The sequence below is a fragment of the Streptomyces sp. NPDC020898 genome, from assembly GCF_044333925.1.
In the GTDB taxonomy this organism is placed as follows: Bacteria; Actinomycetota; Actinomycetes; order Streptomycetales; family Streptomycetaceae; genus Streptomyces.
Map to the genome: position 1 here is coordinate 1473811 of NZ_JBIRRV010000001.1, position 22723 is coordinate 1496533.

Consider the following 22723-nt stretch of genomic DNA (forward strand, 5'->3'; position numbering starts at 1 on the left):
ACTCCGTCTGCCTGCCCATCGTGGAGAACTCATGTCTCGCGCGCCCATGTGGCGGGCGATCGTCGCCCTAGGTGTGATCGCCGCCTCGCTCTTCTTCGCTCTCACCCAGTCCGCCCGCCTCGGCCTCGACCTGCGCGGCGGCACCCAGATCGTCCTGGAGACCAAGGATTCACCCCTCGTCAAGGCCGATGCCGAATCGACCCAGCGGGCCCTGGAGGTGCTCCGCCAGCGGGTCGACGCGCTCGGCGTGTCCGAGCCGAGCCTGTACCGGTCCGGACAGCAGCGGATCTTCGTCGAGCTGCCCGGCCTGCAGGACCCGCGCGAGGCCGCCGAAGTCATCGGCCGCACCGCGCAGTTGACCGTCCACCCGGTGCAGGGCGCGACGGACAAGCAGGACGAAAACAAGGGGAAGGCGGCCAAGGACGGCTCGCGCACCCTGGCCGACCCCGACCAGAAGGGGGCGTTTCTCAAGCTAGGGCCCACCGCTCTCACCGGCGAGGGCGTCAAGGACGCCGAGGCGGTGCTCGACCAGCAGGCGATGTCGGGTTGGATGGTCAACCTCACCTTCCGCGAGCAGGCAGGCAAGGACTGGGCACGGGTCACCGGGGCGGCGGCCTGTGCCCCGCAGGGCGCCCCCGAGCGGCGCGTCGCCATCGTCCTGGACGGCAAGGTCCTCTCGGCACCCGGCGTCAACGCGGATGTGGCGTGCAAGGTCGGCATCTCCGGCGGCTCCACGCAGATCACCGGCGGCTTCGGCCGGGAAGAGGCCCGCGATCTGGCCGCGCTCGTCAAGGGCGGTGCGCTGCCGGTGCCCGTGGAGGTCGTGGAGCAGCGCACCGTCGGCCCCACGCTCGGTGCCGACGCCATCGCCGCCAGCGCCCAGGCGGCGATCATCGGGCTCGCCCTGACGGGGCTGTTCATCATCGTCGTCTACCGGCTGCTCGGTGCCCTGGCCATCATCGCGCTCGCGCTGTACGGGCTGATCTCCTACGCCGCACTGGTCGCCCTGGGCGCGACCCTGACACTGCCCGGACTCGCCGGTTTCGTCCTGGCGATCGGCATGGCGGTGGACGCGAACGTGCTGGTCTTCGAGCGTGCCCGCGAGGAGTATCTGGGAGCCCGCGCCCTGAAGTCGGCCTCGGCGCACCTGGACAAGCCGCTGAGCATCGGCTTCAGCAAGGCATGGAGCGCGGTCGTCGACTCGAATGTGACCACGCTGCTCGCGGCCGGGCTGCTCTTCTTCTTCGCCAGCGGCCCCGTCAAGGGGTTCGGCGTCACGCTCTCCATCGGTGTCCTCGTCTCGATGATCTCGGCCCTGGTGATCACCCGGGTCCTCGCCGACTTCGCGATCCGGCGCCGCTACGTGCGGGGTCGGCCCGGCCTGACCGGGATCACCTCCACCGGCCGGGTGCGTGCCTGGCTCGCGCACCGCAAACCCCGCCTGGTGCACCACCGGCGCCGCTGGCTCGGCGTCAGCGCGCTGCTGATCGTGGTTGCCGTCGCCGGAATCGGCCTGCGCGGCCTGGCCTTTGGGGTGGAGTTCACCGGCGGGCGCCTGGTGGAATACAGCACCAGCAGGCCAGTGGACGTGGACACAGCGCGTACGGCGGTCACGGACGCCGGGTTCCCGCGCGCGGTGGTGCAGGAGTCGGGGGACGGGGACATCTCCGTACGCACCGGTGAGCTGAGCAACGACCAGCAGCACACGATCAGAACGGCGCTGGCGAAGGAGGGCGGCGAGGTCACCGTCGAGCGGGACGAGCTGATCGGCCCGAGCCTCGGCGACGAACTGCGCCGGCACGCGCTCATCGCGCTCGGCATCGCCGTCGCGGCCCAGCTGATCTACCTCAGCGTGCGGTTCCGGTGGACGTTCGCCGCCGCGGCGGTGTCGGCCATGGTGCACGACGTGCTGCTCGTGGTGGGCCTGTTCGCCTGGCTCGGCAAGCCCGTCGACAGCGTCTTCCTGGCGGCCCTGCTCACGGTCATCGGGTACTCCGTCAACGACACCGTCGTCGTCTTCGACCGGGTGCGCGAGGCACGCCGACGCGATCCGGCGGCGGACCTGGAAACCACCGCGAACAAGGCCGTCATCCAGACGCTGCCACGCACGGTGAACACCGGTATGGGCGCGCTGTTCATCCTGGCAGCCCTGGCCGTGCTCGGCGGTGACTCGCTCGCGGACTTCTCCGTGGCGCTGATCGCCGGTGTGGTGATCGGTATGGCGTCGACGGTGTTCACTGCCGTGCCGATCGCCGTGCAGCTCGAGGGAAGCCGCCCGGCGCCGCCGGTGCGCCCCAAGCGCAGCGAGAACAGTGGGGCGCGCAGTCCGCTGGAGCGACGCGGGCGGGCGCGGGATTCAGGCGCTGTGGTGTGAGGGCGCGCGGAGGCTCGCGCAGAAGACACGGATGACCGCAGGGAAGAAGCGCGCATCCGGAGGGGCGGCCACGGCGGCAGCAGCTCCGGATGTGAGGTCACCCACGTAGCGGGCTCGACCTGCCGTACTTCGGACTGCGTGTGTCCCATCAAGGCGACCGGGTTCAGCGGCAGAGCTCCATCATGGTGTCGTCGAAGTCGGGGAACTCTCGCGTGGCCTGGTCAATCACGACAGCTGCTGCCGCGCGATGGAGTGGAGCGAACTGTTCCGCGATGGCAGCCAGTTCGCGGTTGGAGTGGGGGACCCAGTCGGGCTCGGGCTCGTGTGAGCTGGCCGCTTCCCATGGGCCGAAGCCGTCGGCCAGCAACCACAGGAAAGAGCCCAGGTTGCGGGCGACGACGCCTGTCTCTCCTTCGGAGCCGAGGAAGACGACAGGCTGCTCGGCCAGTGCTCGACCCGGGCGGATCAACCAGAATGCGGCGGATCCGCCGGTGCCATCTTGGCCGAACACGCGGAAGGCATCGCCGTTCAGCTCGCCGTTGCCGGTCCACGCCCGGAACCAGTCGGTTGTCTCATCGGCCGTCAGGAAAGCCTCGTAGGGCTCGAAGTCGACGCCGTCCTCGCCGATGCAGTCGAGCCGGACCGCCATGGCAGCGGCAAATGGGGCAGGGAACTGGCGGTCCTCGGTCGGTGTCACACGAACAGATTAGCGACGTGATCTACCGCAACACCAAGCTGACCCGCAGGGCCACGAACCGTGCGTACACGCGCTTCAAGCCGCTGCGGTCAATGCTCCGGCGGGAGCCTTCCCGCCACTGCACGGCCGCGCGGCTTGCTCGCCGGACGCGGTGACCAGCCTCTCCGCCCACACGCCCTTATCCGGAGCGAGAACGGCACCCGCTGGGACAGTCGTCCCCGCAAAACCGCAGTCCGACCCAACCCGACGAACCTGTGCAATCACAGCACTAGCGAGGACGCCGAACGACTGCCTCAGACCTCTCGACCCAGTCGAGGTACCAGTCCGCAAATGCGACCTCCCCAAGGGGACGGAATCCTCCGTCCCCCGGACGGTCGTCCAGCCACACCCGACCCTTCTGCGAGCCGGACACGACGAGCCAATGGCAACAACCGCAACCCTCGTGACTGAGACACACGGCACCGGAAGAGAACCAGTCGAACAGCTTCTCGTCCTGTTCCAACCAGGCGCGATATGCCTCGCGGAACGCAGCTTCGTCCTCGAAATGGGACTCCACCGGCTCCTTGCTCTCGTGCTCGGCCTGAACGCGCACGCTTTCCTCCCCGCCTGGAAAGGCAAAGCGCAATCGCTCGTGGACCGTGTCCCCGCCCACATCGCTCCACAGCCACCCGGCACCACTGCGGCTCAGGACCGTGAGCCCATACCCCGGTCCAGCACCACCGGCACCGACTTCGAGGAGGAAGGTCCGATAGTCCACGGGGAGCGAGACACCCCACTGAGCCTCCGCCTCGGCGACCTCCGACTCCGACAGTGGATCAGCAAGCCAGAAGTGATGCCCCACTCCGCCGTACCGGTCCCACGCTCCGAAGACTTGATTCGCCTTGTCAGCGTGAGCCAGAGCCTCCACCCGCTCACGGACACCGCTCCAGTTCATCGCCCCCATGAACCGAAGCGTAGGCGAGAGGATCTACTCCAGAACAGGCGCACGGCCAAGGTGCAACGGCGAACAGCGGTGGTCGGGGCCGGATCGCGGCGGACGATCGCCCCATGCGCAGGGTCGGGTGGGCGACATTGGGTCAAGGGGCACGCGGGCCTGCGGTCGGCATGGTCACGACGCTGCCAGGCTTCGCGGTGTTACCAGGCCGGCCGCGGATCTCGGCGGTCACTCGGGGTCTGCTCAGGCAGGTCAGAGTGCCGGTCCGTCCGGAGCAGGTAGCCCGGGTCCGGCGGAAACTCGTCGGTGGGCGGGGCCGGTTGATGGAATCGCTCCGTGCGCGGGAGAGGTACTTCTACCAGCCTGCCGTCATGGATCATCCAGAGGCCGAAGCATTCGTCGTCCTGGTCGTGGATCAAGACCTGCACGCTTTCCGGGTAGGGCCACGGCAGGGACTCCAGGTGCCGTAGCAGTCCAGACCGCGGCCTCATCCGCTCGAACTCTGTGGCCCAACCAGCTCCGAAGGAACGGCCCCATTGGCTCTCTATCGGAACAAATCGGCCGCGCCAGGTACGGGTCTCGTCATCCTTGGTGAGTGGTTCCATCACGTCATGTGCGTCCAAGGCCAAAACGATGACCTCCGCGAATGTACTCATGCCGGAGTATCGCCACGGGCCTTGCCACCGCTGCAACCGGTTTAGAAGGTCAGGTCGGGACGACGAGCACGGCAAGCTGGGACGACAGACAGTCATGTCCCGCCGAGGACACCTCGTCGCAACCGACGGAGCCCGCACCTGGGAATCAGACGATCTGGCAACGGTGACCACCGTGGCGGCAACGGATCCGACCTGGCTACGACTTCAAGCGGCCATCAACAACATGCGGGGGGAGCAAGGCAAATGAGCACTCGAAGCGAATAGCCACCGGCAGGCTTCTCCGCCGAGCGGCAGGCTCGCGCTTCCATCAGGCCTGCAAGCCGCCGTAGGAGGCCTGCTCAACCCCGGCAAGAAACGAACGCCATGCCACGGCCCCGACAGCGACGACAGGGCCAGGCTGGTCCTTCGAGTCTCGGACGTCGATACCGGCCGTCCGGCGACGGACTTCTATGCATTCGCCGTTCTGGCCGCTGTAGCTGCTCTTGAACCAAGTGGTCCGCTGCGACGACATGTGCTGCTCTTCCTTGCGAGTCGGTCAGCCCTCGGCGATCCCCATGATCGGGGACTCGGATTCCATCTCCTTGACGCCCACTTCCACGAGAGAGGCCCGCGGATGGACGCCAACCCGAGCAGGATCCAAAGGGTTTGAGCATTGCTCATCTCCGCGCTCGGCCGCGAAAAGCAACATCGCCAAGATCCCGTCAATAGCCGTTCAGGCCTCGAAACCGTACTCCAGCACATACGCGGAGGAGTCCAGCACCATGTCGTTCACTTCGACGGCCACGCCCTCGGCATCGAACGCAGTCCGGGCGACAAGCACGACGGGCACGCCAGACGGCAACGCCAGTCGCCCAGCCTCGTCCCCGCTCGGCATACGGGAGCGGATCTCCTCACGGAAGCGGACCGGCTTACGGCCCAGCTCTTCAAGCCGCGCATAGATACCGCCAGGGCCCGTGTCCGCCTGCGTAATCGGCGTACCGGAGACCATGTCGGCCGCCAGATACGACGTAGCGAGGAGTACAGGTTTGCCGTCGAGGGTGTAGCGGCGCCGCCGCACACAAACCCGGACCCCTTCCTCCAGGTCCAGGACTCCGGCGATCACAACCGGAGCGTCCTCCTCGCTCACCTCGACCGAGTCGACGACGAGGTCGCGGCCTGCCGCGTCGGCCGCCCAGATAGACCGGCCTTCGCCCCACTGCGAGTGGGCAACCCGCTGGATACCCATGCGCCGAATGGGCTTGAAGTCCCGGACGAACACCCCGGCGCCCTTGCGCGCTTCGACGATGCCTTCCGCCTGCAGAACACCGAGCGCCTGCCGGGCCGTCATACGTGCCACACCGTGCGCGTCCATGAGGTCGTTCTCGCCGGGGAGCCGCTCACCCGGGCCGTACTCACCGGATTCGATGGCCGCCCGCAGCTCCTCGGCAATGCGCTGGTACTTGGGCTGACGCCCCGCGCCCCGGCCGCTCATCAACGTCTCCCTCCGATCATCTCTAGACATCCTAGGCACCGCTCACTGCACCCTCACCTCCAGTCAGCTATCACCTCCGAGCAATTTCGCTCACATCTCTAGAGATGTATTGCGAAAGTCCGATCCCGACGCTTCACTGGGGTACATCTCTAGAGATGTAAGAGATCAGCTCGTTCCGCGCCGGGGAGGTCTTCATATGTCAGCCGACATCGCATCACAGCAACCCGCACCCGCACCCGCACCCGCACCCGCACCCGCAAGCCCGGGCATGTCCGAGGTCTACTGGCAGTTACCCCACACCCCACGAAGCGCCCCCCACGCCCGCGAACTGCTCCGCACCCAACTCACCGACTGGAAGGTCGACGGCGAAGTGGCCGAAACGGCCGAGCTGTTGCTGTCGGAGTTGTTCACCAACTCCCTCCGGCACGCCTCCACCCCTCCCGGCCGGGAGATCGGTCTCCGGCTCGCCACGTACGACGGACGCCTGCGCATGGAGGTCGCCGACGCGAACAACTGCCGGCCCACGCCCCGCCAGACCAGCCCCGAGGACGAGGGAGGCCGCGGCCTCACCCTCGTACAGGCCCTCGCGGAACGCTGGGGCTGCTGCCCCCGCCGGCACGGCATCGGGAAGGCGACGTGGGTCGAACTGGCGCTGCCACGATCAGTGCAACGCCGGGTCGCACTGCCGGAGCCGCCACTCACCACACCGAACGGCGTTCATGAGCAGAATTCCGTGGCCGCCGCCGTCACAGTCACCGTCACGTTCACCGGCGACCGGGCCGAAGTGCTGCGCACGCTGGCTCGCTTGGAAGGACGTACCCCTGAGAAAGTGGCGCTGGACCGCATCGCACGCGCCGTCTCGTTCGCTGACCTGGTGCCCTGACGAGTAGTCGCCTCTCCTCACCACCGGCCAACACAAGAGTCACGCTGGGTCGAGAGAGACCTGTCGCCGGGAAAGGGTCAACCTGCGCCGATCCCGGTCGAGCTCGGTGACAACCACCGTGACCGCGTCGCCCACCCGGACGACGTCCTCCGGAGCTGTCACTGGTGTCCACGCAAGTTCACGAAGATGGACCAGCCCCTCGATCCCCTCGGCGACCTGTACAAAGGCTCCGAACGGAACCAGCTTCGTGACCTGCCCATCCAGGACCCGGCCCACCGTGATGTCGTCGGCGAAGGTCTGAAAAGGGTCCGGCTGCATCGCCCGCAAGGACAGCCTGGCCTCTCCGTTCCAGGTGTCGAACTGGAGGAACTCGCACGCGACGCGCTGCCCGACCTCGATGACGTCCGACGCCGACTCGAAGCGCCGCCAGGACAGTTCGGGGAACGTGATGAACCCGACGCCGGGGAAGACCGGGTGGCCCGGGCCGTCGTCCAACGCGACGAACACTCCGAACCGTTCGATCGACGCGACCGTGCCGGTAAGGATCTCGCCGCAATGAAGTGAGCTGAGAAACGCCCACAGTTCCGGGTTCTCCGCGGCGGCCATGGACAGCCCGACCCGGCCCTCATCCAGATCCACGGCGACCACCTCGGCGGTGATCCGCTCACCCACTTTCACCGCCGCGGCCGGATGTTGGCGCCAGGACAGCTCCAACGGTCCGACCACACCCAACGGACGCGCGGGGAAACCGTCCAGGGTGACAGCCACCCCGTGGGACCGCGTGATCTCGGTCGCGGTCCCGGTGCAGAGGTCGCCGACGCGGATCGTTTCCAGGAACTCCCGGCAGGCCTGGTCGTCCGACACTCCACCCATGCCGCCAGCCTTTCACGAGGTACCGCACACAGGCCCGCAGGTACGGTCCGCCTCTCAACTCCCGTGCGTCGCCGCGAACATCCGCAGCACCGCCGGAAGCACCACCACCGAAGGCCCCGGCTCCCCCAACGCCTTCGCGAGATCCGTCTCCAGCGTCTCGGGTGTCGTCCGTACCGCCGGCACGCCGAACGACTGGGCCAGCGCTACGTAATCCGGCCGCGCCAACTCCGTTCCCGTCGCCTCCCCGAACGCGTCCGTCATGTACTCGCGCAGAATGCCGTAACCCCCGTCATCCACGATCAGCCAGGTGACGTTCAGGTCGTACTGCCGAGCCGTCGCCAACTCCGCGATCCCGTACAACGCACCCCCGTCGCCCGAGACCGCGAGTACCGGGTACGACGGGTCGGCCACGGCCGCTCCCAGGGCCGCCGGGAAGGCGTAGCCGAGGCCGCCCGCGCCCTGGGCCGAGTGCATGGTGTTCGTGCCGCGCGGGTCGAAGGCCGACCAGGCCCAGTAGGACAGGATCGTCATGTCCCAGAAGGAGGGGGCGCGGGACGGGAGGGCCGCTCGGATCGACGCCAACAAGCCCTGTTCCAGGGTGAGTTGCTGGGCGTCGAGGCGCTCACGCACCCGGTCCAGCACCCCCCGTACCCGCTCCCCCGCCGTCTCGTCCTCCCGTGCCGCCGCCGGCACCGTGGGCAACGTCTCCAGCAGTGCCTGCAGAGCGAGGCGTGCGTCCGAGTGGATGCCCAGGGCCGGGTGGTTGGACTCCAGCTTGCCCAGGTCCGCCTCGACCTGGATGACCCGACCGCGCGGCTTGAACGTGTGGTAGTTGGAGGAGAGTTCACCCAGACCCGAGCCGACCACCAACAGCACGTCCGCGTCCTCCAGGAAGTCGGTCATGTGCCGGTCCTCCAGCCAGGACTGGAGCGAGAGGGGGTGCGTCCACGGGAACGCGCCCTTTCCCCCGTACGTCGTCACCACCGGCGCCTGGAGGCGCTCCGCCAGTGCCCTCAGCTTGCCCGACGCGTCCGCGCGTACGACTCCGCCGCCCGCGATGATCGCCGGGCGCTCGGCGTTCGACAGCAAGTGGGCTGCCAGCGCAGTCAGTTCGGGGCGCGGGGGGAGTTCCTCGGGGAAGGCGTCGCCGCCCGTCACCACCGGGATCGGGGTTTCCGCCAGCAGTACGTCCTGAGGGATCTCCACCCACACCGGGCCGTGCGGGGCCGTGAGCGCCGACTTCCAGGCGTCGGCGATCGCGGACGGGATCTGGGACTGCGTACGAACCGTGTGAACCGACTTCACCACACCCCTGAACGAGGCCTGCTGGTCCGGGAGTTCGTGCAGGTAGCCGTGTCTGCCGCCGCCCAGCCCAGCGGTTGGGATCTGGCTGCTGATCGCCAGGACAGGGGCCGAAGCCGACGCCGCCTCCTGGAGCGCCGCCAGTGATGTCAGCGCGCCCGGGCCCGTCGACAGGAGGAGCGGTGCCGCCTCGCCCGTGATCCTGCCGTACGCGTCCGCCGCGAACCCCGCGTTGTTCTCCATCCGCAGGCCGATGTACCGCAGGTCCGAGCGGCGCAGCGCGTCGAACAGGCCCAGGGCGTGCTGGCCGGGGAGGCCGAAGACCGTCGTCGTGCCGAGGCCGGCCAGCGTCTCCACGACCAGGTCTCCGCCGTTGCGGCCGGGGGGCGGGTTGAGCGCGGCCTCCGTCTGGGCGGGGGTCGGCTTCAGTACCAGGTCGTGGTCGTGGGTCATTGTTCTCGGGCCTGTGCATTCTGTTGGGCGATCTGGCGGGACATGATCGTCGTCAGTTCGTACGCCGTGTGCGACGCCGCGACCGACGTGATCTCGGCGTGATCGTACGCGGGCGCCACTTCCACGACGTCCGCCGAGACCAGGTTGCAGGACGCCAGGCCCCGCAGGATCTCCAGCAGCTCCCTCGACGTCATGCCGCCCGCCTCCGGCGTGCCCGTGCCGGGTGCGAACGCCGGGTCGAGGCAGTCGATGTCGATGGAGATGTAGAGCGGGCGGTCGCCGATTCGGTCGCGGAGCTGGTCTGCGACCTCGTCGACCCCCCGCCGCATCACATCCGCCGACGTCACGATGCCGAAGCCCATCTTCGCGTCGTCGTCCAGATCCTGCTTGCCGTACAGCGGGCCGCGCGTGCCGACGTGCGAGAGCGCGGAGGTGTCGAGGATGCCCTCCTCCACCGCCCGCCGGAAGGGCGTCCCGTGCGTGTACTCGGCGCCGAAGTAGGTGTCCCAGGTGTCGAGGTGTGCGTCGAAGTGGAGCAGCGCCACCGGGCCGTGCTTCTTCGCCACCGAGCGCAGGAGCGGCAGCGCGATCGTGTGGTCGCCGCCCAGCGTCATCAGGCGCGCGCCCGTCCCCAGCAGCTCGTCGGCCGCCGCCTCCACCGTCTCCACGGCCTCGTTGATGTTGAACGGGTTGACGGCGATGTCGCCGCCGTCCGCCACCTGCGCCAGTGCGAAGGGGGACGCGTCCTGCGCCGGGTTGTACGGGCGCAGCAGCCGGGACGCCTCGCGGATCGCGTTGCCGCCGAAGCGGGCGCCCGGACGGTACGAGACACCCGAGTCGAACGGCACCCCGATCACGGCGACATCGGCACGTCCGCCGACCTCGTCGAGGCGCGGCAGCCGCGCGAAGGTCGCGGGACCGGCGAATCGCGGGACGCGGGACGAGTCGACGGGGCCGCGGGGCGTCTCGCGCATCTCGGGCGTCTCGTGGCTGCTGGTCATACCGTCTGCCTTCTTCCTGCGCCTCGGGGCCGTTCGGGTACGAGTTCGATGGTGTGGCCGGCGAGCCGCTCGCGCCAGAGTAGGTGGCCGGGACAGACCCAGGAAGTGTACGTTTCATCCACTCCTGGCACCTCGTACGGATGGAACATCCACCATGTCGCCCGTGGCCCCCGTGTCCTCCACCGTGCCGGACCTGTCCGCGCCCTCCGTGCCGCCCACTCCCCCGGTGCAGCTCTCCGCCCTTCTCTCCCGCGAGGACCTGGCCCTGCGCCAGATCGCAGGCCCGGTCTCCCCCGACCCGGTGATCCACTGGGCGCATGTGTCGGAGATGGCGGACCCGTATCCGTATCTGCTGGGCGGTGAGCTGCTGCTGACGGCCGGGGTGCACATCCCGGAGGCGGCGGAGGCGGCGGGCTCGGGGACGTATTTCGACGCGTACGTGGCCCGGATCGTCGCGGCGGGCGGCGCGGCGCTCGGGTTCGGGGTGGCGCCGGTGCACGACAGGGTGCCGCGTGCGCTGGTCGCGGCCTGCGACGCGTACGGGCTGCCGCTCCTCGAGGTGCCGCCGGCGACGACCTTCTCGGGGGTGGCCCGCGCGGTCTGGCAGCTCATGGCGCAGGCCCGGCTGGCCGAGCTCCGCCGGGTGACGGAGGCCCAGCAGAGCCTGGCCGCCGCCGCGTCCGGCCCGGATCCGATCCCCGCCGTCCTGCGCCGGCTGGCCCAGCGGGTGGGCGGCCGGGCGGTGCTGTACGGGCCGGACGGGACGGAGATCGCGGCGGCGGGGCGGGAGGCGGGCACAGTTCGCGCGCTGGCCGACCTCGCCGACGTGGTTCGGCCCGCCCACGCCCCCGCCTCCGCCACCGACACCACCGGCGACACCCACCTCGCCGCCTACGCCCTCGGCACCGGGCTGGGCTTCGCGCTCGCCGTCGCCGTACCCGAACACCCGCCCGAGCGCACGCCCGGGGACCACACGATCGCCTCCGTGGCCGCCGTACTCCTCGCCCTCCTCACCGGCGAACACCACAGCGGTACGGGCGCCGCCCGCTCGTCGGCCCTCGTACGGCTGCTGCTGGGGGCGGCACCGGAGGCGGTCGCACCGCTGCTGGGCGGGGGCGAGCGGTGGGCGGTCGTCCACGCTCGGCCCGAGGCGCCCGGCGGGGCGGCGCCCGATGCGGTGACGGCCTCGGCGCTCGGTACGGCGTTCGGTTCGCCGCTGGTCGACGTCGACGGGGACGTCGTACGGGTCCTGCTGCCCGCCGACCGTGAACCCGCCCCGCAAGCCGGCTGGACGTGCGGGGTGAGCGCCCCGGCCGGTCCGCGCGACTGGCCGGCCGCCGACCTCCAGGCCGCCCGCGCCCTGGCCCGAGCGCGGGCCACCCGTACGCGGCTCGTCCGGCACGGCGAGCGCCCCGCGCTCTCGGACCTCGTCCCCGAGGCGGACGCGGCGGCCTACGCCCGTACGCTCCTCGCGCCGATCGCCGCGGCCCCGGCGCTGGTCGAGACGTTGCGCACCTGGCTCTCCCTGCACGGGAGTTGGGACCGTACGGCGGTCGCGCTGGCCGTGCACCGCAACACCGTGCGGCAACGGATCGCGCGCTGCACGGCCCTGCTCGGCACGGACCTCGACGATCCGGACGTCCGGATGGAGCTGTGGTTCGCGCTGAAGTAGCACTGGGGTATTACTCGGGACGTAGCACCGAGGTGCTACTGCTGCGGCAACAGCCTTGTGTGCTCAGGTCGCGTGACCTGCGTCCCAGCGGTCGGGACGTCGGGCCCCTCGCAGTGTCGTCTGCCTCACAATGGGAGGCATGCCGATACCCGGGATTCCCAGCCGCGCCGAGCTTGTCGATCACCTTGTGAGAACCCGCATCGCGGGTGATGTCGCCACGCCCCGCGAGAACAACCTCTCCCACTACCGCAAGCTGGCGAACGGCGAACGGCACTACTGGCTCGGGCTGGAGCTGGGCGACCGCTGGACCGACGAGCAGGACGTGCTCGCGGTGATGGCCGAGCGGGTCGGCGTGAACGACGATGCCGAACACCGGTACGGCCAGGACACCATCGACCCCGAGCTGACGGTCGCCGCGCTGGAGCGGCTGGCGGCCCGGCTGCGCAAGGCGGCCGACGGTCAGCAGCGCGTGCTGTTCGCCACCGGTCACCCGGGCGGCCTGCTCGACGTGCACCGCGCGACGGCCGACGCGCTGCGGGGCGCCGGCTGCGAGATCGTCGTCATTCCGGACGGTCTGACGACGGAGGAGGGGTACGTCTTCCAGTTCGCGGACGTGGCGGTGCTGGAGCACGGCGCCACGCTGTGGCACACCCACTCCGGTGAGCCGATGCGCGCGATCCTGACGGGACTTGAGCGGGCGGGCCGGCCGCTGCCCGACCTCGTCGTCGCCGACCACGGCTGGGCCGGGTACGCCGCCCAGCACGGCGTGGACTCCGTCGGATACGCCGACTGCAACGACCCGGCGCTCTTCCTGGCCGAGTCGGAAGGCACCCTCCAGGTGGCGGTACCGCTCGACGACCATGTGACGAGCCCGCGCTTCTACGACCCGCTGACGGCGTTCCTCCTCAACGAGGCCGGGCTGCTCGACGACAGCGAGTAGGACGCGCCGGCTGGTCAGGGGTCGGGAGGCAGAGGGCCAGGGGGCAGGGGGTGCGGGGGATCAGGGGGTGCGGGGGACCCGGATCACGCCCTCCTGGATGACCGTGATGGCCAGCTGTCCGTCCTGCGTGTAGATACGGCCCTGGCCGAGGCCCCGGCCGCCGGACGCGGACGGTGACTCCTGGTCGTACAGCAGCCATTCGTCGGCGCGGAACGGGCGGTGGAACCACATCGCGTGGTCCAGGGAGGCGCCCACCACGTCGTTGACCGCCCAGCCGCCCCGTCCGTGCGCGAGCAGGATGGAGTCGAGCAGCGTGTAGTCGGAGACGTACGTGGCGAGGCAGACGTGGAGCAGGGGTTCGTCGACGGCGCCGCCGAGCTTGCCGTTCGTACGGAACCAGACCTGGGAGCGCGGTTCGCGGGGCTCGCCGAACCTGCCGTAGGGCGGGTCGTCGACGTAGCGGATGTCGACCGCTTCGCGGGACTCCAGGAACCTCTCGACGATCGCCGGGTCCAGATGGTCGTACCCCGCGAACTGCTCCTCCGCCGTGGGGAGGGTCGCCGGGTCGGGGGCGGCCGGCATCGGGGCCTGGTGGTCGAGGCCTTCCTCGTGCTGCTGGAAGGACGCGGAGAGATGGAAGATCGGCTTGCCGTGCTGGACGGCGACGACCCGGCGGGTGGTGAAGGAGCGGCCGTCGCGGATGCGGTCCACGGTGTAGATGATCGGCACACCGGGGTCGCCGGTGCGCAGGAAGTACGAGTGGAGCGAGTGGGCGGGACGGTCCGGGGGGACCGTACGCCCGGCGGCGACGAGTGCCTGGGCCGCCACCTGCCCGCCGAAGACGCGCGGGACGATGGCGGGCCGGGACCGGCCGCGGAAGATGTTCTCCTCGATCTGCTCGAGGTCGAGCAGATCGAGGAGATCCTGAAGTGCCTGACTCATGCAGTCATTTCTACCGGTCAGTAATTTCCGGAGCCTTACAGGCCCATGTCCTTGGCGATGATCGACTTCATGATCTCGCTGGTGCCGCCGTAGATACGGTTGACGCGGTTGTCCGCGTACAGGCGGGCGATCGGGTACTCGTTCATGAAGCCGTAGCCACCGTGCAGTTGGAGGCAGCGGTCGATGACGCGGTGCGCGACCTCGGTGCAGAACAGCTTGGCGGAGGCGGCCTCGGCGGGGGTCAGCTCACCGGCGTCCAGGGCCTCCGTGGCGCGGTCGGCGACGGCCTCGGCGGCGTCCACCTCGGCCTTGCAGGCGGCCAGCTCGAACTTGGTGTTCTGGAAGGCGGCGACCGGCTGGCCGAAGACGACGCGGTCCTGGACGTACTGCTGGGCGAACCGGACGGCGGCCTTGGCCTGGGCGTAGGCACCGTAGGCGATGCCCCAGCGCTCGGAGGCGAGGTTGTGGCCGAGGTAGGAGAAGCCCTTGTTCTCCTCGCCGAGGAGGTCCTCGACGGGCACCTTGACGTCGACGAACGCCAGCTCGGCGGTGTCGGAGGTCTTCAGGCCGAGCTTGTCCAGCTTGCGGCCGACCGAGTAGCCCTCGGCCTTGGTGTCCACGACGAAGAGGGAGATGCCGTGGCGGCGGTCCTCGGCGCTGGGCGCGTCGGTACGGGCGCAGACGATCATGCGGTCGGCGTGGACGCCACCGGTGATGAAGGTCTTGGAGCCGTTGAGGACGTAGTGCGTGCCGTCCTCGGAGAGCTTGGCGGTGGTCTTCATGCCCGCGAGGTCGGAGCCGGTGCCCGGCTCGGTCATCGCGATCGCCCACATCTCCTCGCCGGAGACGAACTTCGGCAGGAACTTCTTCTTCTGCTCGTCGTTGGCGAGCATCTTTATGTACGGCAGGCCCAGCAGCACGTGTACGCCGGAGCCGCCGAAGGAGACACCCGCGCGCGCGGTCTCCTCGTACAGGATGGCCTCGAACTTGTACGACTCGATGCCGGCGCCGCCGTACTCCTCGTCGACGCGGATGCCGAAGACGCCCAGCTCGGCGAGCTTGTAGTAGAAGTCGCGCGGCGCCTGGCCGGCGGCGAACCACTCGTCGTAGACGGGCACGACCTCGGCCTCGATGAAGGCGCGAATGGTCTCCCGGAACGCCTCGTGATCCTCGTTGAACACCGTACGGCGCACTACCGCCACCTCCACCGGATACTTGTCTAAGCGCTTGCTCAGAACTACGTTACCGGTCAGTCACGAGGACCGCCAGAGTAATCCTCCCGAGACCCTCGTCACTCCCCCGCCGCAGCGAGCGCCCCTCTGGCCATGCGGTGCAGGAGTGCGGCCGTGACACCCCGGCCGGGCAGCGCACCGGGGCGCCCCAGGTGCGGGGTCGAGTTCAGCAGACCGAAGACCGAGTGCACCGAAGAACGAGCGGTCGGCTCGGTGAGTTCCGGATACACCTCACACACCACCTCGACCCACAGTTCGACGTACTGCCGCTGGAGCTGGCGCACCAGCTTGCGGTCACTGTCCCGCAGGCGGTCCAGTTCGCGGTCATGGAGGGTGATCAGGGGGCGGTCGTCGAGGGCGAAGTCGATGTGGCCCTCGATGAGGGAGTCGAGCAGTTCTTCGGGGCCCTCCCTGACCTCCGCGAGGCGTCGCTTCGCGCCCGTCAGGAGCTGGCCGCTGATCCCCACCAGCAGCTCGGCGAGCATCGCGTCCTTGCCCGGGAAGTGGCGGTAGAGGCCGGGCCCGCTGATGCCCACCGCGGCCCCTATCTCGTCCACACCCACGCCATGGAAACCGCGCTCGGCGAAGAGCCTGGCGGCCTCCTTGAGGATCTGCTCGCGGCGGGTGGGGGCGTCGGTTCTCGTGGCCATGCAAATGATTCTAGACATGGACGTTAGCGGTCGTTAACCTGGAGGAACACGTTAACGCTCATTAACCAGCCGACCGCTGGTCGGCCACTGAGTGACTACTGGGCGACCACTGGGTGAGGGGACCGCAGGATGCAGGAGGCACCGGAGCTCCACAGCGCGGCGGACCCCGCGTCGGAGGCCTGGCGGGCCAACGAGGCGGCGCATCGCGCGCTGGCCGAGGAGCTGCAGGGCAAGCTGGCCGCGGCCCGGCTCGGGGGCGGCGAGAAGGCCCGGGCCCGGCACACCGCGCGCGGGAAGCTGCTTCCCCGGGACCGGGTCGACCGACTCCTCGACCCGGGCTCGCCGTTCCTCGAACTCGCTCCCCTCGCCGCCGACGGGATGTACGAGGGGCAGGCACCGGCCGCCGGCGTCATCGCCGGGATCGGGCGGGTCAGCGGGCGCGAGTGCGTGATCGTCGCCAATGACGCCACCGTCAAGGGCGGCACGTACTACCCGATGACCGTCAAGAAGCATCTGCGCGCACAGGAGATCGCCCTCGACAACCGGCTTCCGTGCATCTACCTCGTGGACTCCGGGGGCGCCTTCCTGCCCATGCAGGACGAGGTCTTCCCCGACCGTGACCACTTCGGGCGGATCTTCTTCAACCAGGCCCGGATGTCCGGCGCCGGCATTCCGCAGATCGCCGCCGTGCTCGGATCGTGCACCGCGGGGGGCGCCTACGTCCCCGCGATGAGCGACGAAGCCGTCATCGTCCGCAACCAGGGGACCATCTTCCTGGGCGGGCCCCCGCTCGTGAAGGCCGCCACCGGTGAGGTCGTCACCGCCGAGGAGCTGGGCGGAGGGGATGTCCACGCGCGCGTGTCGGGCGTCACCGACCACCTCGCCGAGGACGACGCGCACGCCCTGCGCATCGTCCGGAACATCGCCGCCACCCTCCCCGCGCGCGGGGCGCTGCCGTGGAGCGTCCAGCCCTCCGTCGAACCCAAGGTCGACACCCACGGGCTCTACGGCGCCGTCCCCATCGACTCCCGCACGCCCTACGACGTACGGGAGATCATCGCGCGCGTGGTCGACGGTTCCCGTTTCTCGGAGTTCAAGGCCGAGTTCGGGCAGACCCTCGTCACCGGTTTCGCGCACATCCACGGGCACCCGGTCGGCATCGTCGGCAACAACGGCATCCTGTTCTCCGAATCCGCCCAGAAGGGCGCCCACTTCATCGAACTCTGCGACCAGCGCGGCATCCCGCTCCTCTTCCTCCAGAACATCTCCGGATTCATGGTCGGCCGGGACTACGAGGCGGGCGGCATCGCCAAGCACGGCGCCAAGATGGTGACGGCAGTCGCCTGCACGCGCGTGCCCAAGCTGACCGTCGTCGTCGGCGGGTCGTACGGCGCGGGGAACTACTCGATGTGCGGCCGGGCGTATTCGCCGCGCTTCCTGTGGATGTGGCCCGGCGCCAAGATCTCGGTCATGGGCGGCGAGCAGGCCGCGTCCGTCCTCGCGACCGTCAAGCGGGACCAGTTGGAGGGACGGGGCGAGTCCTGGCCGACGGAGGAGGAAGAAGCCTTCAAGGGCCCGATCCGCGCGCAGTACCAGCATCAGGGCAACGCCTACTACGCGACGGCCCGGCTCTGGGACGACGGTGTCATCGACCCCCTCGAAACCCGCCAGGTACTGGGGCTCGCACTCACCGCCTGCGCCAACGCGCCACTGGGCGACCCCCAGTTCGGCGTCTTCCGGATGTGAGGGGAACGTCCATGTTCGACACGGTACTTGTGGCCAACCGGGGCGAGATCGCCGTACGCGTCATCCGTACGCTGCGCTCCCTCGGTGTGCGCTCGGTGGCCGTCCACTCCGACGCCGACGCGGACGCCCGGCACGTCCGGGAGGCCGACACGGCGGTACGGATCGGACCGGCGGCAGCGGCGGAGAGCTATCTGTCCGTCTCCCGCATCCTCGAAGCCGCCGCCCGCACCGGAGCGCAGGCGGTGCACCCCGGATACGGCTTCCTCGCCGAGAACGCCTCCTTCGCGCGCGCGTGCGCCGAGGCGGGGGTGGCGTTCATCGGCCCCCCGGCAGACGCGATCGCCCTGATGGGCGACAAGATCCGCGCCAAGGAGACGGTCCGGGCGGCCGGGGTCCCGGTGGTCCCCGGGTCGAGCGGCAGCGGGCTCACGGACGCCGAACTGGCCGACGCGGCACGGGAGATCGGCATGCCGGTGCTGCTCAAGCCGAGCGCGGGCGGCGGCGGCAAGGGCATGCGGCTGGTGCGGGACCCCGGGGAGCTGGCGGACGAGATCTCCGCCGCGCGGCGCGAGGCCCGCGCCTCCTTCGGTGACGACACGCTCCTCGTCGAGCGGTGGGTCGAGCGGCCCCGGCACATCGAGATCCAGGTCCTGGCCGACGCCCACGGGAACGTGGTGCACCTGGGCGAGCGCGAGTGTTCGCTCCAGCGGCGCCACCAGAAACTCATCGAGGAGGCGCCCAGTGTGCTCCTCGACGAGCGGACCCGGTCCGCGATGGGCGAGGCGGCGGTCCAGGCGGCGCGCTCGTGCGGGTACGAGGGCGCGGGCACGGTCGAGTTCATCGTCCCGGGCGGCGACCCCTCCTCGTACTACTTCATGGAGATGAACACCCGCCTCCAGGTCGAGCACCCCGTGACGGAGCTGGTCACCGGCCTCGACCTGGTGGAGTGGCAGCTGCGGGTGGCCGCCGGTGAGCCCCTGTCCTTCGGACAGGAGGACGTGCGGCTGACCGGGCACGCCGTGGAGGCGCGGATCTGCGCGGAGACGGTGTCCGTGCGGGCGGGTGCGCGCGGGTTCCTGCCGTCCGGCGGCACGGTGCTCGCGCTGCGCGAACCCTCCGGTGACGGCGTGCGCACCGACTCGGGGCTGAGCGAGGGCACGGAGGTCGGTTCGCTGTACGACCCGATGCTGTCCAAGGTGATCGCGTACGGCCCCGACCGCGCGACGGCGCTCAGAAAACTCCGGGCGGCCCTCGCGGAGACGGTCACCCTGGGCGTGCCGACGAACGCCGGTTTCCTGCGCCGCCTCCTCGCCCATCCGGCGGTCGTGGCGGGCGAGTTGGACACGGGCCTGGTCGAGCGCGAGGTCGACTCCCTCGTACCGGACGGGGTGCCCGAGGAGGTGTACGAGGCGGCTGCGGCCGTACGGATGGAGGCGCTGCGGCCGAAGGCGGGCGGCGGCGACGGCTGGACGGACCCCTTCTCCGTGCCCAGCGGTTGGCGGCTGGGGGGCACGCCGAAGCCGCCGGCCTTCTGGCTGCGGGTGCAGGACCCCGTGGAGTACGCCCCCCAGGGCACCCACACGGTCGGCGACACCCATGTGTCGGTGGTCCTGGACGGCGTCCGCCACACCTTCCACCACGCCGGCGACTGGCTGGGCCGCGACGGCGACGCCTGGCACGTGCGCGACCACGACCCGGTGGCCGCCTCCCTGACCGGCTCGGCACACTCCGGCGCCGACTCGCTGACCGCCCCGATGCCCGGGACCGTCACCGTCGTGAAGGTGGCCGTGGGCGACGAAGTGGCCGCCGGTCAGAGCCTGTTGGTGGTCGAGGCGATGAAGATGGAGCACGTCATCTCCGCCCCGCACGCGGGCACGGTCGCCGAGCTGGACGTCGCGCCGGGCACCACGGTCGCCATGGACCAGGTACTCGCCGTGATCACCCCCGCAGAGTCCTCGGCACCCGCACAGTCCTCGGCAGAGGAGGAGAAATGACGCTCCCCATGGTCGTACCGGCCCCGGATCTGCCCGCGCGGGTCAGGATCCACGAGGTCGGCGCGCGGGACGGTCTGCAGAACGAGAAGTCGATCGTGCCGACGGAGGTGAAGGCGGAGTTCGTCCGCCGGCTGGCCGACGCGGGCCTGACGACGATCGAGGCGACCAGCTTCGTACACCCGAAGTGGGTGCCCCAACTGGCGGACGCGGAGGCCCTGTTCCCGCAGGTCAGCGATCTCCCCGTACGCCTGCCGGTGCTCGTTCCCAACGAACGCGGCCTGGACCGGGCCCTGGCGCTGGGCGCACGGCAGGTCGCCGTCTTCGCCAGCGCGACCGAGTCCTTCGCGAAGGCCAACCTGAACCGGACGGTCGACGAGGCCCTGGCGATGTTCGAGCCGGTCGTCGCACGGGCGAAGGCGGCGGACGCGGAGGTGCGCGGCTACCTCTCCATGTGCTTCGGCGACCCGTGGGAGGGCCCGGTCCCGGTCGCCCAGGTCGTACGGGTGTGCAGGGCGCTGCTGGACATGGGCTGCGACGAACTGAGCCTGGGCGACACGATCGGCGTCGCCACCCCGGGCCATGTACGCACCCTGCTGGCCGAGTTGAACAAGGCAGCCGTGCCGACGTCAGCCCTCGCCGTGCACTTCCACGACACCTACGGCCAGGCGCTGGCCAACACGTACGCGGCGCTGGAGCACGGCGTCACGACGGTCGACGCCTCCGCGGGCGGCCTCGGCGGCTGCCCGTTCGCCAAGTCCGCGACCGGAAACCTGGCCACCGAGGACCTGGTCTGGATGCTCCAGGGCCTCGGCATCGAGACCGGAGTCGACCTCGGCAGCCTCGTCGCCACGAGCACGTGGATGGCCGACCGACTGGGCCGACCGAGCCCGTCCCGCACCGTACGCGCCCTGTCCCACAAGGACTCACAGGATTCCCAGGAGCAGTGAAGGACCATGGACCACAAGCTCTCCCCCGAACTCGAAGAACTCCGCCGTACGGTCGAGGCGTTCGCGCACGACGTCGTCGCCCCGAAGATCGGCGATTTCTACGAGCGGCACGAGTTCCCGTACGAGATCGTCCGTGAGATGGGCAGGATGGGCCTGTTCGGGCTGCCGTTCCCGGAGGAGTACGGCGGGATGGGCGGCGACTATCTGGCGCTGGGCATCGCGCTGGAGGAACTGGCGCGGGTGGACTCGTCGGTGGCGATCACGCTGGAGGCGGGTGTCTCGCTGGGCGCGATGCCCCTCTACCTGTTCGGCACGGAGGACCAGAAGCGGGAGTGGCTTCCGCGTCTGTGCGCCGGCGAGATCCTGGGCGCGTTCGGGCTGACGGAACCGGACGGCGGCTCGGACGCGGGCGCGACGCGTACGACGGCCCGGCTGGACGAGTCGACCGGCGAGTGGGTGATCAACGGCACGAAGTGCTTCATCACCAACTCGGGCACGGACATCACCGGGTTGGTGACGGTGACGGCGGTGACGGGCCGCAAGGCCGACGGCAGGCCGCTCATCTCCGCGATCATCGTCCCCTCCGGAACCCCGGGCTTCACGGTCGCGGCGCCCTACTCGAAGGTCGGCTGGAACGCGTCGGACACACGGGAGCTGTCCTTCTCCGACGTGCGCGTCCCGGCGGCGAACCTGGTGGGCGAGGCGGGCCGGGGGTACGCGCAGTTCCTCCGCATCCTCGACGAGGGACGCGTCGCGATCGCGGCGCTGGCGACGGGCTTGGCGCAGGGGTGCGTGGACGAGTCGGTGAAGTACGCGAAGGAACGGCACGCGTTCGGGCGCCCGATCGGCGCGAACCAGGCCATCCAGTTCAAGATCGCCGACATGGAGATGAAAGCCCACACCTCCCGCCTGGCCTGGCGCGACGCGGCGTCCCGCCTGGTGACGGGCGAGCCCTTCAAGAAGGAGGCGGCCCTGGCGAAGCTGTACTCCTCCACGATCGCGGTGGACAACGCGCGGGACGCCACCCAGATCCACGGGGGCTACGGCTTCATGAACGAGTACCCGGTGGCCCGGATGTGGCGCGACTCGAAGATCCTGGAGATCGGGGAGGGCACGAGCGAGGTGCAACGGATGCTGATCGCACGGGAGTTGGGGCTGGTGGGCTGAGGGGCGACGGAGGGGCGGCGGCAGACCTCACCGGCGATCAGACCGGGTCCTCGTCAGCCTGCGAAGGCAGCACATGCGGACGCAGGACCATGAGGGAGTCCTCCAAGGTCGCCACCATGGCAAAGGGGAACCGGTCGACCTCAAGACAGAGCGCGACGTCGTCAGGATGGACTCCTTGGCGCACCCCCTGCGCCAGTTCGGCGGCGGCGCGTGACCCGGCAGCGCGGCGGACGAACTCGGCGGCATCCGTCCCAGCTTCTGCTCCAACCGCCGTGGCCCTCCGCGCGATGTACTGAGCACACGCCAGGTCTTCGTCGGCCTGCCCGTCCTCGCCGGTGACCACGAACGTGACGCTGTCACTCCCGCGTGTCCGCAGGACCCGAGCCGTCGCCTCCGCGACCACGAATCCGGCGCACAGCACCAGCGACGCCTCCTTGACCGCGAGGGCGCCGACCGTCCCCGCGGTGGTCTTCTGCACAACGGTCCGTCCGCCGAGGTCGACAGACCTCAGCAGGCCGGGCGAGTTGACCAGGTCGAACCCGGGCGCGGGCGGACCGTCCTTGAGCGCCGTCCAATCCGGGTGGCGGGCCTTGAGCGCCAGGGCTTCGTCCAGCGACTCAGCCAGGACGATCTTTTCCGCCCCCCGGGCAAAGGCCCAGGCAGCCACGGTGTAAGCACGCATGACGTCGACCACGACCGCCACGGACGGGACTTCGGCCAGCTCGGCGATACCAAGAAAACGGGTGTCCATACCGATCATGATCGCGCATACTGCGACACCTCCGGCTG

Annotated in this window: 19 protein-coding genes; 8 read left to right on the forward strand and 11 right to left on the reverse strand. The window is 69.9% G+C overall.

All coding sequences use genetic code 11. From position 1 onward, the window contains the following. Positions 1-31: 31 nt before the first annotated feature. Entirely contained in the window at positions 32-2374 is a 2343-nt protein-coding gene (gene secD, locus ACH4TV_RS06440; RefSeq protein WP_398394767.1) for a protein translocase subunit SecD, read from the forward strand. 163 nt (positions 2375-2537) lie between these two features. Here secD and ACH4TV_RS06445 read toward each other — a convergent pair whose 3' ends face one another. The 4 genes from ACH4TV_RS06445 to ACH4TV_RS06460 form a co-directional block, all read right to left on the reverse strand. Beyond that, positions 2538-3071 (reverse strand): SMI1/KNR4 family protein, encoded by a 534-nt coding sequence (locus ACH4TV_RS06445; RefSeq protein WP_398394769.1) that lies wholly within the window; start codon positions 3069-3071, stop codon positions 2538-2540. Positions 3072-3339: 268 nt separating this feature from the next. After that, on the reverse strand, positions 3340-4014 hold the full coding sequence (locus tag ACH4TV_RS06450; RefSeq protein WP_398394771.1) for an SMI1/KNR4 family protein: 675 nt from the start codon (positions 4012-4014) through the stop codon (positions 3340-3342). Between the two features lie 954 nt (positions 4015-4968). After that, positions 4969-5172, reverse strand: coding sequence for a DUF397 domain-containing protein (locus tag ACH4TV_RS06455; protein WP_398394772.1), 204 nt, complete (start codon positions 5170-5172; stop codon positions 4969-4971). Between the two features lie 201 nt (positions 5173-5373). Then, positions 5374-6132 (reverse strand): GntR family transcriptional regulator, encoded by a 759-nt coding sequence (locus tag ACH4TV_RS06460; protein ID WP_398394774.1) that lies wholly within the window; start codon positions 6130-6132, stop codon positions 5374-5376. Positions 6133-6328: 196 nt separating this feature from the next. Between ACH4TV_RS06460 and ACH4TV_RS06465 the strand changes: the two genes are divergently transcribed. Continuing rightward, positions 6329-7015: an ATP-binding protein gene (locus ACH4TV_RS06465; RefSeq protein WP_398394776.1), complete on the forward strand. Its 687-nt coding sequence runs from the start codon at positions 6329-6331 to the stop codon at positions 7013-7015. A 39-nt stretch (positions 7016-7054) separates the two neighbouring features. Here the strand turns inward: ACH4TV_RS06465 and ACH4TV_RS06470 are convergent, their stop codons facing one another. From ACH4TV_RS06470 to speB, 3 genes are read right to left on the reverse strand one after another with little or no spacing between them, the layout of a single operon-like run. Continuing rightward, positions 7055-7888 carry a S1 RNA-binding domain-containing protein gene (locus tag ACH4TV_RS06470; protein ID WP_398394778.1) on the reverse strand — a complete coding sequence of 278 codons (834 nt, stop codon included), beginning with the start codon at positions 7886-7888 and terminating at the stop codon, positions 7055-7057. 54 nt (positions 7889-7942) lie between these two features. After that, positions 7943-9643: a thiamine pyrophosphate-binding protein gene (locus tag ACH4TV_RS06475; RefSeq protein WP_398394780.1), complete on the reverse strand. Its 1701-nt coding sequence runs from the start codon at positions 9641-9643 to the stop codon at positions 7943-7945. After that, positions 9640-10644: an agmatinase gene (speB, locus tag ACH4TV_RS06480; protein WP_398394782.1), complete on the reverse strand. Its 1005-nt coding sequence runs from the start codon at positions 10642-10644 to the stop codon at positions 9640-9642. The genes ACH4TV_RS06475 and speB overlap by 4 nt, the downstream gene beginning before the upstream one ends. 154 nt (positions 10645-10798) lie before the next feature. On the opposite strand from speB, the gene ACH4TV_RS06485 reads away from it, so the two are divergent. Next, entirely contained in the window at positions 10799-12316 is a 1518-nt protein-coding gene (locus ACH4TV_RS06485; RefSeq protein ID WP_398394784.1) for a helix-turn-helix domain-containing protein, read from the forward strand. A gap of 139 nt (positions 12317-12455) precedes the next feature. Beyond that, positions 12456-13256, forward strand: coding sequence for a phosphatase (locus ACH4TV_RS06490; protein ID WP_398394787.1), 801 nt, complete (start codon positions 12456-12458; stop codon positions 13254-13256). Between the two features lie 60 nt (positions 13257-13316). Here the strand turns inward: ACH4TV_RS06490 and tesB are convergent, their stop codons facing one another. From tesB to ACH4TV_RS06505, 3 genes are all read right to left on the reverse strand, one after another. Then, on the reverse strand, positions 13317-14198 hold the full coding sequence (gene tesB / locus ACH4TV_RS06495) for an acyl-CoA thioesterase II (RefSeq protein WP_398394789.1): 882 nt from the start codon (positions 14196-14198) through the stop codon (positions 13317-13319). Positions 14199-14233: 35 nt separating this feature from the next. Continuing rightward, a complete protein-coding gene (locus ACH4TV_RS06500) occupies positions 14234-15391 on the reverse strand; it encodes an acyl-CoA dehydrogenase family protein (protein WP_398394791.1) in 1158 nt (385 codons plus the stop codon). 98 nt (positions 15392-15489) lie between these two features. Further along, complete coding sequence (locus ACH4TV_RS06505; RefSeq protein ID WP_398394793.1) at positions 15490-16080, reverse strand: TetR/AcrR family transcriptional regulator; 591 nt, start codon at positions 16078-16080, stop codon at positions 15490-15492. A gap of 129 nt (positions 16081-16209) precedes the next feature. On the opposite strand from ACH4TV_RS06505, the gene ACH4TV_RS06510 reads away from it, so the two are divergent. The 4 genes from ACH4TV_RS06510 to ACH4TV_RS06525 are packed head-to-tail and all read left to right on the forward strand — an operon-like array spanning position 16210 to position 21934. Beyond that, positions 16210-17826, forward strand: a complete 1617-nt coding sequence (locus tag ACH4TV_RS06510) for a carboxyl transferase domain-containing protein (RefSeq protein WP_398394795.1) — start codon at positions 16210-16212, stop codon at positions 17824-17826. Positions 17827-17837: 11 nt separating this feature from the next. Beyond that, complete coding sequence (locus tag ACH4TV_RS06515; RefSeq protein WP_398394797.1) at positions 17838-19820, forward strand: acetyl/propionyl/methylcrotonyl-CoA carboxylase subunit alpha; 1983 nt, start codon at positions 17838-17840, stop codon at positions 19818-19820. Further along, positions 19817-20767, forward strand: coding sequence for a hydroxymethylglutaryl-CoA lyase (locus ACH4TV_RS06520; RefSeq protein ID WP_398394800.1), 951 nt, complete (start codon positions 19817-19819; stop codon positions 20765-20767). The genes ACH4TV_RS06515 and ACH4TV_RS06520 overlap by 4 nt, the downstream gene beginning before the upstream one ends. 6 nt (positions 20768-20773) lie before the next feature. Next, complete coding sequence (locus tag ACH4TV_RS06525) at positions 20774-21934, forward strand: acyl-CoA dehydrogenase family protein (RefSeq protein WP_398394802.1); 1161 nt, start codon at positions 20774-20776, stop codon at positions 21932-21934. A 37-nt stretch (positions 21935-21971) separates the two neighbouring features. On the opposite strand, the gene ACH4TV_RS06530 is transcribed toward ACH4TV_RS06525, so the two are convergent. Continuing rightward, positions 21972-22685, reverse strand: a complete 714-nt coding sequence (locus ACH4TV_RS06530) for a 2-phosphosulfolactate phosphatase (protein WP_398395394.1) — start codon at positions 22683-22685, stop codon at positions 21972-21974. Positions 22686-22723 lie beyond the last annotated feature (38 nt).

What these genes read in the sequence shown, in the direction of transcription:
- secD (WP_398394767.1), top strand. Translation starts at nt 32, where the DNA reads ATGTCTCGCGCGCCCATGTGGCGGGCGATCGTCGCCCTAGGTGTGATC.
- ACH4TV_RS06450 (WP_398394771.1), bottom strand. Translation starts at nt 4,014, where the DNA reads ATGGGGGCGATGAACTGGAGCGGTGTCCGTGAGCGGGTGGAGGCTCTG.
- ACH4TV_RS06455 (WP_398394772.1), bottom strand. Translation starts at nt 5,172, where the DNA reads ATGTCGTCGCAGCGGACCACTTGGTTCAAGAGCAGCTACAGCGGCCAG.
- ACH4TV_RS06460 (WP_398394774.1), bottom strand. Translation starts at nt 6,132, where the DNA reads ATGAGCGGCCGGGGCGCGGGGCGTCAGCCCAAGTACCAGCGCATTGCC.
- ACH4TV_RS06465 (WP_398394776.1), top strand. Translation starts at nt 6,329, where the DNA reads ATGTCAGCCGACATCGCATCACAGCAACCCGCACCCGCACCCGCACCC.
- ACH4TV_RS06470 (WP_398394778.1), bottom strand. Translation starts at nt 7,888, where the DNA reads ATGGGTGGAGTGTCGGACGACCAGGCCTGCCGGGAGTTCCTGGAAACG.
- ACH4TV_RS06475 (WP_398394780.1), bottom strand. Translation starts at nt 9,643, where the DNA reads ATGACCCACGACCACGACCTGGTACTGAAGCCGACCCCCGCCCAGACG.
- speB (WP_398394782.1), bottom strand. Translation starts at nt 10,644, where the DNA reads ATGACCAGCAGCCACGAGACGCCCGAGATGCGCGAGACGCCCCGCGGC.
- ACH4TV_RS06485 (WP_398394784.1), top strand. Translation starts at nt 10,799, where the DNA reads ATGTCGCCCGTGGCCCCCGTGTCCTCCACCGTGCCGGACCTGTCCGCG.
- ACH4TV_RS06490 (WP_398394787.1), top strand. Translation starts at nt 12,456, where the DNA reads ATGCCGATACCCGGGATTCCCAGCCGCGCCGAGCTTGTCGATCACCTT.
- tesB (WP_398394789.1), bottom strand. Translation starts at nt 14,198, where the DNA reads ATGAGTCAGGCACTTCAGGATCTCCTCGATCTGCTCGACCTCGAGCAG.
- ACH4TV_RS06505 (WP_398394793.1), bottom strand. Translation starts at nt 16,080, where the DNA reads ATGGCCACGAGAACCGACGCCCCCACCCGCCGCGAGCAGATCCTCAAG.
- ACH4TV_RS06510 (WP_398394795.1), top strand. Translation starts at nt 16,210, where the DNA reads ATGCAGGAGGCACCGGAGCTCCACAGCGCGGCGGACCCCGCGTCGGAG.
- ACH4TV_RS06515 (WP_398394797.1), top strand. Translation starts at nt 17,838, where the DNA reads ATGTTCGACACGGTACTTGTGGCCAACCGGGGCGAGATCGCCGTACGC.
- ACH4TV_RS06520 (WP_398394800.1), top strand. Translation starts at nt 19,817, where the DNA reads ATGACGCTCCCCATGGTCGTACCGGCCCCGGATCTGCCCGCGCGGGTC.
- ACH4TV_RS06525 (WP_398394802.1), top strand. Translation starts at nt 20,774, where the DNA reads ATGGACCACAAGCTCTCCCCCGAACTCGAAGAACTCCGCCGTACGGTC.
- ACH4TV_RS06530 (WP_398395394.1), bottom strand. Translation starts at nt 22,685, where the DNA reads ATGGACACCCGTTTTCTTGGTATCGCCGAGCTGGCCGAAGTCCCGTCC.